We start from the raw sequence: 12,751 nt of genomic DNA on the forward strand, positions 1-12,751 counted from the left end.
CGGGGGTCAACTCATCGGGCCTGGCCCTACTCGGTGGGAAAATCGCTGGTGTCGATGGTGACGCCGAAGGGGGCGGGGAGCACCAGGGGCTCGCCGAACTTGGCGACGGCCAGCGGGCGGTAGACATCGCCGTGCGGCTCGCCGTAGAGGGTCGCGGTGGGGCCGTCGGGCGCCCAGCGGTCGACGAGGAGATAGAACGGGATGCCTGCCGAGGCGTAGGCCGCGGGCTTGCTGACGCGGTCGTGGCGGGCGTTCTTCCGAGACGTCACCTCGACGACGAGCTCCGCGAGAGCAGCGGGGATGTGAGTGTCCACATCCGTCTCGATCTGCCGGGGCGCCACCAAGATGTCCGGGATGAACATGCCGAGACGAGAGGGCACAGCGATCGACAGCGTCTGATAGATCCCCCAGTCCTCCGGAATAACGGAGTAGAGGCGGCGCTGAATGCGCTCCGCGATGTCGTTGTGCCGGTACGCGGGAGCAGGTGACACGGTGACGATCCCCTCGATGATCTCCACCTTGCTGCCCTCGGGCCATTCCATCTCCTCCCAGAACCGGACGAGGTCGTCCCAGCTCTGCTCGGGGTCGTGGCCCACGGTGAGTGCGCTCATGGCGGTCTCCAATCGGTGCGTCACCGATCACAGCATGCCGAACGGGACCGGTTCAGGTCCACCGATCCCGTTCACCCGAATGGGGAAATCGCAGGTCAGGCGATACGTTCCAGCACGACCGGCGATGCCGTGAACGGCGTGCCGGGGGCGGCGATGTCGTAGGAGCCGGTGATCGACTGGAGGGCGTAGTCGAAGCGCTCGGGGGTGTCGGTGTGCAGGGTCAGCAGGGGCTGGCCCGCCGTGACCGTGTCGCCGGGGCGGGCGTGGAGTTCGACACCCGCGCCGGCCTGGACCGGGTCCTCCTTGCGGGCGCGGCCCGCGCCGAGGCGCCAGGCGGCGATGCCGACGTCGTAGGCGTCGAGGCGGGTGAGGACGCCGGAGGAGGGGGCCGTGACGACGTGCTGTTCGCGGGCCACCGGCAGCGCGGCGTCCGGGTCGCCGCCCTGGGCCGCGATCATGCGGCGCCAGACGTCCATCGCCGAGCCGTCGGCCAGCGCCTTCGCCGGGTCCGCGTCGCGCACGCCGGCCGCGTCCAGCATCTCGCGGGCGAGGGCGAGGGTCAGCTCCACGACGTCCGCCGGGCCGCCGCCCGCGAGGACCTCGATCGACTCACGGACCTCCAGGGCGTTGCCGGCCGTCAGGCCCAGCGGGGTGCTCATGTCGGTGAGGAGCGCGACCGTCCTCACACCGTGGTCGGTGCCGAGGCCGACCATCGTGGAGGCCAGCTCACGGGCGTCCTCGATCGTCTTCATGAAGGCGCCGGTGCCGACCTTCACGTCGAGGACCAGGGAGCCGGTGCCCTCGGCGATCTTCTTGGACATGATCGAGGACGCGATCAGCGGGATCGCCTCGACGGTGCCGGTGACGTCGCGCAGGGCGTACAGCTTCTTGTCGGCGGGGGCGAGGCCGTCGCCGGCCGCGCAGATCACGGCGCCGGTGCCGTCGAGGACGGAGAGCATCTCCTCGTTCGACAGCAGCGCGCGCCAGCCGGGGATGGACTCCAGCTTGTCCAGGGTGCCGCCGGTGTGGCCGAGGCCGCGGCCGGAGAGCTGCGGGACGGCGGCGCCGCAGGCCGCGACGAGGGGGGCCAGCGGGAGGGTGATCTTGTCGCCGACGCCGCCGGTGGAGTGCTTGTCGGCGGTGGGGCGGGACAGGGACGAGAAGTCCATGCGCTCGCCGGAGGCGATCATCGCGGCGGTCCAGCGGGCGATCTCACGGCGGTTCATGCCGTTGAGCAGGATGGCCATCGCGAGCGACGACATCTGCTCGTCGGCGACCTCGCCGCGGGTGTACGCGTCGATGACCCAGTCGATCTGTTCGTCGCTGAGTTCGCCGCGGTCCCGCTTGGTGCGGATGACGGAGATGGCGTCCATGGCCATGGCGTGCGTTCCTTCCGAGGGTCCAGAAAGTGTGCGGCCCCCCTGAGAGTGTGTGTCATGGTGACAGCGTTCAGAGGGGCCGTACGGAGGTGCTTGCTTACTTGGTGAGGTGGTCCGGGCCGAAGGCCTGCGGGAGCATCTCGGCCAGGGGCAGGATCCCGGCCGGGGTCTCCAGCAGGAGGCCCGCGCCGCCGAACTCGTACAGGAGCTGGCGGCAGCGGCCGCACGGGACCAGGATCTCGCCTCTGCCGTCCACGCAGGTGAAGTGCGTGAGCCGGCCGCCGCCGGTGCGCTGGAGCTCCGAGACGAGTCCGCACTCGGCGCACAGCCCGAGGCCGTAGGAGGCGTTCTCGACATTGCAGCCGGAGACCGTACGGCCGTCGTCGACCAGGGCCGCGACCCCCACCGGGTAGCCCGAGTAGGGGGCGTACGCGTGGCTCATCGCCTCGCGGGCCACCGCGCGCAGCTCGTCCCAGTCGACCTTGGCGTCCGGGGTCGCGGCGGGGGTCACTTGCCCTGTCCCTTCCGGTACGGCAGTCCGTCCGCCTTCGGCATGCGCAGGCGCTGCGCGGACAGCGAGAGGACCAGCAGGGTGACGACGTACGGGGTGGCGGTGACGACCTGGTTGGGGACGTCGTCGGTGCTGACGTACCAGATGAACATCAGGGCCGAGACCGCGGCGGTGATGGCGGCCGGGACGTACTTCTTCCTCCAGGCCAGGTAGGCGACGCCGGCGACCAGCAGGATCGCGATCAGCAGGATCAGCGCGTGGACGTTGGTGGCGCCGCCGCGCAGGTTGAGGCTGTCGGTGTAGCCGAAGAGCCCGGCGCCGAGGGCGAGGCCGCCCGGCATCCAGTTGCCGAAGATCATCGCGGCGAGACCGATGTAACCGCGGCCGGCGGTCTGGCCGTCGAGGTAGACGTTCGACGCGACGATCGACAGGAAGGCGCCGCCGAGGCCGGCGAAGCCGCCGGAGATGATCACGGCGATGTACTTGTACTTGTAGACGTTGACGCCGAGGGACTCGGCGGCGACCGGGTTCTCGCCGCAGGAGCGCAGCCGCAGGCCGAACGAGGTGCGCCACAGCACGTACCAGGTGGCGGGGACGAGGGCGACGGCGACGACGGTGAGCGGCGACAGGTTGGTGATGAGGCCGCCGACCAGGCCGGCGAGGTCGGAGACCAGGAACCAGTGCTTGTCGTTGAGGGTCTCCAGCCCGCTGGACAGGCCGGGGATGTCGAAGGTGCCGAGCGAGTCGATCGGCGGGGACTGCTTGGAGGAGCCCTGCGGGGCGCCCTCGAAGGTGAACTTCGACAGATAGCGGGTGACGCCCAGCGCCAGGATGTTCAGGGCCACACCGGAGACGATGTGGTTGACCTTGAAGGTGACGGTGGCGATGGCGTGCAGGACGGCGCCGAGCGCGCCGCCGACGATGCCGAAGACGACACCGGTCCACGGGCCCCACTGGTAGCCGGCCCAGGCGCCGAACCAGGTGCCGAGGATCATCATGCCCTCGAGGCCGATGTTGACGACGCCCGCCCGCTCGGCCCACAGACCGCCGAGGCCGGCGAGGCCGATCGGGACGGCGGCGCGCAGGGCGGTGGACATCTGGCCGGTGGACGTGATGCCGTCCGCGCCGGTGATCAGGCGGACGACCGAGGTCAGGATCAGGACGCCCGCGATGACCAGCAGGAGGACGGGCAGCGACATCCGGCGGCCGCCCTTGCCGGGCTGCCCGGACTTCGGCTTCGCGATGGTCGCGGTGCTCATCAGACCGCCACCTCCTTCTTGGTGTTCGCGGCGGCGGCGAGTTCCTCACCGACGCGCTTCTGCTGGCGGCGCAGACCCCAGGTGCGGACGACCTCGTAGGAGATGACGACCGCGAAGACGATCAGGCCCTGCATGATCATCGCGATCTCCTTCTCGTACGGCTCGGGAGTCGCGTAGTCGAGGGCGGGGGACGCCTTGTCGAGGAAGGCCCACAGGAGGGCGGCGAGTGCGATGCCGCCGGGGTTGTTGCGGCCGAGCAGGGCGATGCCGATGGCGGTGAAGCCGACACCGGTCGGGAAGCTCAGGCTGTAGGTGTGGGCGTCGCCGAGCAGCAGCGGCAGACCGGCGAGGCCGGAGACCGCGCCGGAGACGATCATCACGGTGAGGATCATGCGCTTGGCGTCGACGCCGGAGGCGGCGGCGGCCGACTCGGACTCACCGGTGGCGCGCAGGTCGAAGCCGAAGCGGGTGCGGTTGAGGACCAGCCAGTAGACGAGGCCGAGGGCGATGGCGAGGAAGACCAGGCCGTAGATCTCGCCGACGTCGGCGCCCAGGTTGATGCCGGGGACCCAGCCGGACTCCTTCATGATGCCGGTGGTCTTGTTGTCGCCGACCAGCTGGCCGAAGACGTCGGGCAGGGTGAGGTAGGCGATGAGGCTGGTGGCGATGGCGTTGAGCATGATCGTCGCGACGACCTCGCTGACGCCCCGGGTGACCTTCAGGACGCCCGCGACACCGGCCCAGATACCACCGGTGAGGGCGGCGACCAGCAGCAGCAGCGGGACCTGGAGGAAGGCCGGCAGGTCCATGTGGGCGCCGACCACGGCGGTCATCATGGCGGCGAGGCGGTACTGGCCGTCGACGCCGATGTTGAACAGGTTCATGCGGAAGCCGAGGGCGACCGCGAGGGCGGCGATGTAGTACAGCGACGCCTGGTTGATGATCAGGACCTGGACGTCGGAGTAGCCGATCTGCTCCAGCATGAGCGTGTACGGCTCGATCGGGCTCTTGCCCGAGGCGATCAGCACGACCGAGGTCAGCAGGATCGCCGCGACGAGCGCCATGACCGGTCCGGCCACGGCGAGGAGCACGCGCTCCTTGTCGAACTTCTTCATCGGGCCTCGTCCTCCGGGGCGCTCGCTTCCTCGACGTGCTCAAGGTGTCCGGTGGCGGCACCCGTCATGGCCGAGCCCAGTTCTTCCGGTGTGATGGTGGCGGGGTCGGCGTCCGCGACCAGCCTGCCGTTGTAGATCACGCGCAGGGTGTCCGACAGGCCGATCAGCTCGTCCAGGTCGGCGGAGATCAGCAGCACGGCCAGGCCCTCGCGGCGGGCCTCGCGGATGCGGTCCCAGATCTGGGCCTGTGCGCCGACGTCCACACCGCGGGTGGGGTGGGCGGCGATCAGGAACTTCGGGTTGTGGCTCATCTCGCGGCCGACGATCAGCTTCTGCTGGTTGCCGCCGGAGAGGGAGGCGGCGGTGACGTCGATGCCGGGGGTACGGACGTCGAACTCCTCGACGATCCGGCGGGTGTCGGCCTGGGCGCCCTTGGGGTTCAGCCAGAAGCCCTTGGCGTTGGGGGTCTCGGTGACATGGCCGAGGATACGGTTCTCCCAGAGGGGGGCCTCCAGGAGCAGGCCCTGGCGGTGGCGGTCCTCGGGGATGTAGCCGACGCCGGACTCGCGGCGCTTGCGGGTGGGCCAGGGGGTGATGTCCTCGCCGAGGAAGGAGATCGTGCCGGAGTCGGCGTTCTTGGTGCCGATCAGGGCGTCGATCAGCTCGGTCTGGCCGTTGCCCTCGACCCCGGCGATGCCCATGACCTCGCCGGCGTGGATGGTGAAGCTGACGTCGTCCAGGACGCGCTTGATCTCGCCGCCCTCGGGTGCCAGCGTGATGCCGCCGGTGGGCTCGGCCTCGGTGCCCATGGAGGCGCCGCCGCTGGCGAAGACGGTGAGCTTCGCGACCGTGAGGACGGCCTGGTCGGTGACCGTGGACTCGGCGGTCTCCGGGGTGGGCAGTTCGGAGCCGACCATCATCTCGGCGAGCTGGCGGGGGGTGGTCTCGGACGGGACCGCCGTGCCGACGGTCGTGCCGCGCCGGATGACGGTGATCTCGTCGGCGACGGAGAGGACCTCGCCCAGCTTGTGGGAGATGAAGATGACGGAGAGGCCCTCGGCCTTGAGCTCGCGCAGGTTGGCGAAGAGCGCGTCGACCTCCTGCGGGACCAGCACGGCGGTCGGCTCGTCGAGGATGAGGGTGCGGGCGCCGCGGAAGAGGACCTTGAGGATCTCCACGCGCTGGCGGTCGGCGACACCGAGGTCCTCGACCAGGGCGTCGGGGCGCACACCGAGGCCGTAGCGGTCGGAGATCTCCTTGATCTTCTTGCGGGCGGCGCCGCCGATGCCGTGCAGCTTCTCGCTGCCGAGCACCACGTTCTCCAGGACGGTCAGGTTGTCGGCCAGCATGAAGTGCTGGTGGACCATGCCGATGCCGCGGGCGATGGCGTCGGCGGGGCTGGAGAAGCTCACCTGCTGTCCCTCGACGGCGATGGTGCCCTCGTCCGGCTTCTGCATGCCGTAGAGGATCTTCATCAGGGTCGACTTGCCGGCGCCGTTCTCCCCGACCAGGGCGTGCACGGTGCCCTTGCGGACGGTCAGATGGATGTCGTGGTTGGCGACGACACCGGGGAAGCGCTTGGTGATCCCCGCCAGCTCTACCGCGATCGTCGACTGTGCGGTGAGCGGAGGGCTGCTGGACGCGTCGATGGCGCACTCTCCTTGGGAAAGGGGCCGCTCTACGCGCGTAGCGCCCCTGCTTTAAATAGTGCCCGGATCCGATCGATCATTTTCGGTCACGATCCGTTCCGAGCATTCTGCCGCGCGAACGGGGCACAGGTAGACCATCCTCTCTGCGCCCCGTTCCGTGGCCGTAACGCTGTCATCACAGCGCACTATTGGCCAATGCTTCCGACCGGTTGAGTTTCCCGGATCAGGAGGTCTTGACGGTGATGGTGCCGTTCTTGATGCCCTCTTCGGCCTTCTTGACCGCGTCCTGGATCGCGGCGTTGTCGGCGAAGGTCGGGTTGGAGTTCGACACGCTCACGCCGCCGTTCTCCAGGCTGCCGCGGACGACGCCCGTCTCCGGCTTGCCGTCCTCGACCGACTTGGCCAGGCCGAAGACCGCGCCCTGGACGTTCTTCATGGCGGAGGTCAGGATCGAGTCCTTGTACGCCTTGAGCGCGTCCTGCTTGTACTGGTCGGAGTCGACGCCGATCGCCCACACCTTGTTGGCGTTGGCGGCCTTGATGACACCCTGGCCGGACAGGCCGGCGGCGGCGTAGAGGACGTCCGCACCGGCGTCGATCTGGCCGTCGGCGGCGCTCTCGCCCTTGTCCGGGGAGGAGAAGCCACCCTCGGCGGCGGTCTCGGTCAGGTACTGCGACTTGACCGTGACGCCCTTCTTGGTGTCCTCGACGCCCTGCTTGAAGCCGGCCTCGAACTTGTGGATCAGCGGCACGTCCACGCCGCCGATGAAGCCCACGACGTTCGACTTGGTGGCCTTGGCGGCCGCGACACCGGCGAGGTAGGAGGCCTGCTCCTCGTGGAAGACCAGGTCGGCGACGTTGTCGGCCTTGATGGTCTCGTCGTCGACGATGCCGAAGGTGGTCTTCGGGTACTTGGCCGCGACCTCCTTGACGGCCGGCGCGTAGGCGAAGCCGACGCCGATGACCGGGTTGTAGCCGGCCTTGGCCAGGCTCTCCAGGCGCTGCACCTTGTCCGCGTCCGACTCGTTGTCCTGCGGCTCGACCGCGGTGGACTTGTAACCGAACTCCTTGTCGGCCTGCTCCAGGCCGGCGGTGGCGGCGTCGTTGAAGGACTGGTCGCCCTTGCCGCCGACGTCGTACGCGAGCGCGAGGCCCAGGTTGTTCTTGCTGCTCTCGGACGAGGAGGACGACGTGGACGAGCTTCCACATGCGGAAACGGTCACTGCGAGAGCTGCGGTGGCAACACCCGCAACGGCGATTCGGGACACCCGGCGCATGGAACGAGACTCCTTTGTGCAAGCGCCCAAACCAGGCGCTGGTTCCGCCGCAGCGTAACGCGCGTAGACCGGGAGGAAAAACCCTTCTGTCCGCTCCGTTATCGAGCTGTGGCCACAGTTGTAGCCCAGGTTACGTACAGCAGAACGCCCCCTGCGGGACGCAAGGGGCGCTTGGGCTGCAAGGACGCCCCGAAGGGCGTAAGAGACGGACGCGGCCGGTGTTACAACGGCCCCGCCGGGGCGTTACTTGGTGTTGACCGTGACCTTGCCGTCGATGATGTCCTGCTTGGCCTTGTCCACGGCGGCCACGACGTCCGTCATCGCCTTGTACTTGGGGTTGGAGTCGGCGAATCCGACCCCGTCGTTGGAGAGGCTGCCGCGGACCACGCCGGACAGCGGCTTGCCCTGGTAGACGGACTTCACGAGGTCGTAGACCGCGCCGCCGACGTTCTTCAGCGCCGAGCCGAGGATGTAGTCCTTGTACTTGGCGAGCGCGCTCTGGTTGTACTGGTCGGAGTCGACGCCGATGACCCAGGTCTTCTTGGCGGCGCCCTCGCTGATCACACCCTGACCGGACAGGCCGGCCGCGGCGTACAGGACGTCGGCGCCCGCCTCGATCTGACCGCTCGCCGCGTCCTTGCCCTTGTCGGGACTGGAGAAGCCACCCTCCTGGGGCGTCTCGGTGAGGTACTGCGACTCGATCTTGATGCTCGGGTTGACCGACTTGGCGCCCTGGACGTAACCGGCCTCGAACTTGTGGATCAGCGGGATGTCCACGCCGCCGATGAAGCCGATGTGCGCCTTCTTGGAGGCCTTGGCGGCGGCGACGCCGGCCAGGTAGGAGGCCTGCTCCTCGTGGAAGACCATGTCGGCGACGTTCTTCGAGGTGACGCTCTCGTCGTCGATGATCCCGAAGGTGGTGTTCGGGAACTTGGCGGCGACCTCCTTGACGGCCGGCCCGTAGACGAAGCCGACGCCGATCACCGGGTTGTAGCCCGCCTGGGCGAGCTGGGTCAGACGCTGGATCTTGTCCGCGTCGGTCTCGTTGTCCTGCGGCTCGACGTCACGGCCGCTGAGGCCGAACTCCTTCTCGGCCTTCTGGAGACCGGCGTAGGCGGCGTCGTTGAAGGACTGGTCGCCCTTGCCGCCGATGTCGTACGCGAGGCCGATGCCCTTGCCCGAGTACTTCCCGGACGACGACGAAGCCGAGTCGCTCGTCTTGGAACCGGTACTGGACTCACCGCAGCCGGTGGCCGCGAGCGCGATGACCGCGACGGCCACCGCTGCCTGGGAAAATCTGCTCCTCCGAGATGTCAGACGCACAGCAAGCACCCTTTCGAAATCCCCACGGCGCCGTGACCGGCCCGCTTTCCCCTAGGTGGCGCCGTTCCGGAGGGCTCCCCAACAAGCCGTACCCGGGTGGCGATTTCGGCGACAGTAACGCGCGTAGACGGGGAGGGGAACGGGGTTGCTCGCTCCCGTTATCGATTCGTGCCGACCTTGGGTTGCAAGCGCGTCCTCGGAGTTACGGGCGGGTGACACAGGGGGACGAAGAGGAACCTTTCGGTCACCCTTCGTCCCCACGCACTCCCCTGCCGCTGTCAGGCGTCCCGCGTCGCCGCGTCCAGCAGGGCGGCGGCCGTGAACAGCTCCACGCCCACGGTGATCGCAAACTCGTCGGCGTCGAAGTCGCCCTGGTGCAGATCGCGGACCGTGCGCTCGCCCGGGGGCCGCACGCCGAGCCGGGCCATCGCGCCCGGCACCCGCTCCAGGTACCAGGAGAAGTCCTCGCCGCCGAGGCTCTGCTCGGTGCCCTCCACGGCGTCCTTGCCGCGCCGGGCGACCATCGCCTCGTGCAGCAGGGCGGCGACCGCGCCGTCGTTGACGACCGGGGGGACGCCCCGGACGTAGTTGATCTCGGACTTGGCGCGGTGCAGGTTGGCGACCTCGTCGATCGCCGCGACGACGATGTCCGGGGCCTGCCGCCAGGCCTCGATGTCCAGCGAGCGGACCGTGCCGGACAGCTCGGCGTGCTGCGGGATCACGTTCGGGGCGTGGCCGCTCTCGATCCGGCCCCAGGTGACCGCGAGGCCCGCCCGGGTGTCGACCCGGCGCGCGACGAGCGCGGGCACGTCGGTGACGACCCGGGCGGCGGCGGTGACCAGGTCGGTGGTGAGGTGGGGGCGGGCGGTGTGGCCGCCGGGGCCGTCCAGGGTGATCTCCAGCCGGTCGCAGGCGGAGGTGATGGCGCCCTCGCGCAGCCCGATGATCCCGGCGTCGACGCGGGGGTCGCAGTGCACGGCGATGATCCGGCCGACGCCGTCCAGCGCGCCGCACTCGATGGCGTCGGCGGCGCCGCCGGGCAGCACCTCCTCGGCCGGCTGGAAGATCAGCCGCACGGGGCGCGGCAGCAGGCCCTGCCGGTGCAGCTCGGCGAGGACCAGGCCGGCGCCCAGGACGACCGTGGTGTGCACGTCGTGGCCGCAGGCGTGGGCGCGGTCGGGGACCGTGGAGCGGTACGCGCACTCGGTCTTGGTGTCCGGGATGGGCAGCGCGTCGATGTCGGCGCGCAGGGCGAGGATGGGCACGCCGGACACCGGCTCCCCCTCCTCGAGCCCGATGTCGCAGATGAGGCCCGTTCCGATGGTGAGGACACGCGGCTTGAGGCCTGCCTTCTCCAGGCGTGCCTTGATCGCGGCGGTCGTACGGAACTCCTGGTTGCCCAGCTCGGGGTGCATGTGCATGTCGCGCCGGAAGGCGACCAGCTCCACGCGCAGGGCTTCGGGCAGCGTGCCGGGCAGGGCGGGGCGCTGCGCAGGATCGGCCTCGGACTCTCGGGACATCAGTTGCTTCACCCTCTGAAGGGTAGGACGCCGAAGCGGTCAACTGACCCGATCAACAAAACTTCAACCTGTTGGAGGAAGAAAAGTTGGCCGCGCGGCGCATGGTTGCCTTAGAGGGTGGGTAAACTCGCCGAATTTTCATCTGGCGCCGTCCCTCTTCCTAACCTCACCCATACCATGAGGTGCGGGTGGGGCGCCTGCTGTGTCCACGTTCCGGAATCGTTCACCGGGCGGCCCGCGGGGCCTTGACCGACGTTCCTACGGCCCACCGCACGCGCCGGTAGTGTGCGCGCCCATGACCGACCTGGACGTCGACTTCCTGCACGCCGCCCGCACCTCGTACGACGCGATAGCCGAGGCCTACACCGAGGAGTTCCCCGACGGGCTGGGGCACCGGCACCTGGACAGAGCGCTGCTCTCCGGCTTCGCGGACCTGGTGAAGGAGCGCGGGGGCGGTGAGCCGGTGGCGGACGTCGGGAGCGGGCCCGGGTATGTGACCCGGCGGCTGGACGCGCTCGGGCTGCCGGTGTTCGGGGTGGACGTGTCGCCGCGCATGGTGGCGCTGGCCTCGCGGGCGCATCCGCACCTGCGGTTCCACGTGGGCTCGATGACCGGTCTTGACCTGCCGGACCGCTCGCTCGCCGGGCTGATGGCGCTGTACTCCGTGATCCACGTACCGGACGGCGAACTCCCCTCAGTGCTGCGGGAGTTCCGCCGCGTCCTGGTCCCCGGCGGACACCTCCTGCTCGCCTTCCAGGCCGGCCGGGGCGAGAAACTGCACATCACGGAACGCTTCGGCCACGAGATCTCACTGCGCTACTGGCTGCGGGATCCGGAGGTGGTGGCGGGGTTGCTGGAGGAGGCCGGGTTCGAGGTGCTGGCCCGGGTGGTACTGGCCCCGGAGGAAGGACGCGTACACCCGAGGGCCTACCTCCTGGCCCGGGCGACCGCAACGCCCTAGGGGCGCGGGGAACTGCGCGACCGGCCACGACGGACCCGCGTCCGAGCGACGGCCTACGGCATCACGGCGGCCAGGCGGTGCACGTCCCGTGCCGTCCCCGTCACCCCGGACAGGAAGCCCTGTGCCCGCGGTGACGCGTGTTCCGTCAGCCACGTGGGGTCGATGTCGCAGACCGCCACGCGCACGTCCGTGCCGGAGAGCGCCAGCGGGAGGGTGTGGACGACGGTGGACGGGAAGCTGAGGACCGTACGGCCGATCGGACCACGGCGGGCGATCAGTTCCAGGGGGAGGTCCGGGCGGACCACCTCCAGGCCCGTCTCCACGGCCAGCCGGTGGAGTTTGTCCGCGCTCTCACGGCGGTGGGCGAAGTAGCGGGCCGCGCCGTGGGCCCGGGCGAGGGCCTGGACGGCCTCCAGGTAGCGGTCGGCGTCCACCACGCCGGTCTCGACGAGCGAGGTGCCGACCATGTCCGCGCCCTTGGTCACGCGCGGCGGCCCGAAGCGGGCCCGGGTCCAGGTGAAGGTGTGGGCGGTGACGGTGACGCCCTCGGGGACGTCCTGGACCGGCATCGCCGAGAAGACCTCGACCCGGGTGTCGGCCGACGGGGTGAGCCGGCGGCGGGCCGAGGCGGACACCGGCGCGAAGAGAAGGTCGCGGGGGCCGGGCCGGCCGCCCTTGCGGTGCCAGCGCACCAGGCGTTCGCCGCGGGCCAGCTGGCCGACGAACTCCATGGTCGCGGTGCCGTCGTCGACCACGACGAGGTCGGTGGCCCTGGTGATGGAGAGGAGCAGCTGGACGTACCGGGAGAACGGGTCGCCCATGACGACCCGCCGGGCGCGGCGCAGCAGCGGGGCGAGCCCGCCGATCGTGCGGAAGGGGGCCGTCGTACCGCCGCGTGCCTCCTCCCAGCGCACCGCGTGGCCCTCGTCGCGGGCCAGTTCGGCCATGCGCCGGAGCTGGCCGCGGGTCATCGGGTCGGTCGGGGACAGGACGACGAGGGTGAGCTCCGCGCCGGACTCCTCCTGGGCGTGCGGCGGGGGCTGGGTGTGCGCCCACTCGAGCACGTTCAGGAGCTGCACCGGGCTCTCGACGAAGGCGAGGGTGTGGGGGGTGCTGCCGGTGCCGGTGCCGGCGCGGGGTCTCAACG

Annotated in this window: 11 protein-coding genes; 1 reads left to right on the top strand and 10 read right to left on the bottom strand. The window is 69.9% G+C overall.

The window, feature by feature from the left end; all coding sequences use genetic code 11:
- Positions 1 to 26: 26 nt before the first annotated feature.
- From AQJ64_RS14310 to AQJ64_RS14350, 9 genes are all read right to left on the bottom strand, one after another.
- On the bottom strand, positions 27 to 611 hold the full coding sequence (locus AQJ64_RS14310) for a Uma2 family endonuclease (protein ID WP_055631432.1): 585 nt from the start codon (positions 609 to 611) through the stop codon (positions 27 to 29).
- Positions 612 to 706: 95 nt separating this feature from the next.
- Positions 707 to 1,990 carry a thymidine phosphorylase gene (locus AQJ64_RS14315; protein ID WP_055631431.1) on the bottom strand — a complete coding sequence of 428 codons (1,284 nt, stop codon included), beginning with the start codon at positions 1,988 to 1,990 and terminating at the stop codon, positions 707 to 709.
- 97 nt (positions 1,991 to 2,087) lie between these two features.
- Complete coding sequence (locus AQJ64_RS14320) at positions 2,088 to 2,501, bottom strand: cytidine deaminase (RefSeq protein ID WP_055631430.1); 414 nt, start codon at positions 2,499 to 2,501, stop codon at positions 2,088 to 2,090.
- Positions 2,498 to 3,760, bottom strand: a complete 1,263-nt coding sequence (locus tag AQJ64_RS14325) for an ABC transporter permease (protein WP_055631429.1) — start codon at positions 3,758 to 3,760, stop codon at positions 2,498 to 2,500. The genes AQJ64_RS14320 and AQJ64_RS14325 overlap by 4 nt, the downstream gene beginning before the upstream one ends.
- Positions 3,760 to 4,875 carry an ABC transporter permease gene (locus AQJ64_RS14330; protein ID WP_055631428.1) on the bottom strand — a complete coding sequence of 372 codons (1,116 nt, stop codon included), beginning with the start codon at positions 4,873 to 4,875 and terminating at the stop codon, positions 3,760 to 3,762. Before AQJ64_RS14330 ends, AQJ64_RS14325 begins: the two co-directional genes overlap by 1 nt.
- Complete coding sequence (locus tag AQJ64_RS14335) at positions 4,872 to 6,524, bottom strand: ABC transporter ATP-binding protein (protein WP_079061652.1); 1,653 nt, start codon at positions 6,522 to 6,524, stop codon at positions 4,872 to 4,874. Before AQJ64_RS14335 ends, AQJ64_RS14330 begins: the two co-directional genes overlap by 4 nt.
- A gap of 223 nt (positions 6,525 to 6,747) precedes the next feature.
- Positions 6,748 to 7,800 carry a BMP family lipoprotein gene (locus AQJ64_RS14340; RefSeq protein WP_055631426.1) on the bottom strand — a complete coding sequence of 351 codons (1,053 nt, stop codon included), beginning with the start codon at positions 7,798 to 7,800 and terminating at the stop codon, positions 6,748 to 6,750.
- 243 nt (positions 7,801 to 8,043) lie between these two features.
- On the bottom strand, positions 8,044 to 9,081 hold the full coding sequence (locus AQJ64_RS14345; RefSeq protein ID WP_079061653.1) for a BMP family lipoprotein: 1,038 nt from the start codon (positions 9,079 to 9,081) through the stop codon (positions 8,044 to 8,046).
- 320 nt (positions 9,082 to 9,401) lie between these two features.
- Positions 9,402 to 10,643, bottom strand: coding sequence for an amidohydrolase (locus AQJ64_RS14350; RefSeq protein WP_055631424.1), 1,242 nt, complete (start codon positions 10,641 to 10,643; stop codon positions 9,402 to 9,404).
- 295 nt (positions 10,644 to 10,938) lie between these two features.
- Here AQJ64_RS14350 and AQJ64_RS14355 point away from each other — a divergent pair, with 295 nt between their 5' ends.
- Positions 10,939 to 11,604 carry a class I SAM-dependent DNA methyltransferase gene (locus AQJ64_RS14355; RefSeq protein WP_055631423.1) on the top strand — a complete coding sequence of 222 codons (666 nt, stop codon included), beginning with the start codon at positions 10,939 to 10,941 and terminating at the stop codon, positions 11,602 to 11,604.
- Between the two features lie 53 nt (positions 11,605 to 11,657).
- On the opposite strand, the gene AQJ64_RS14360 is transcribed toward AQJ64_RS14355, so the two are convergent.
- On the bottom strand, positions 11,658 to 12,749 hold the full coding sequence (locus AQJ64_RS14360) for a hypothetical protein (protein WP_055631422.1): 1,092 nt from the start codon (positions 12,747 to 12,749) through the stop codon (positions 11,658 to 11,660).
- Between the last annotated feature and the right edge of the window lie 2 nt (positions 12,750 to 12,751).

It is taken from the genome of Streptomyces griseoruber (assembly GCF_001514205.1).
GTDB lineage: Bacteria > Actinomycetota > Actinomycetes > Streptomycetales > Streptomycetaceae > Streptomyces > Streptomyces griseoruber.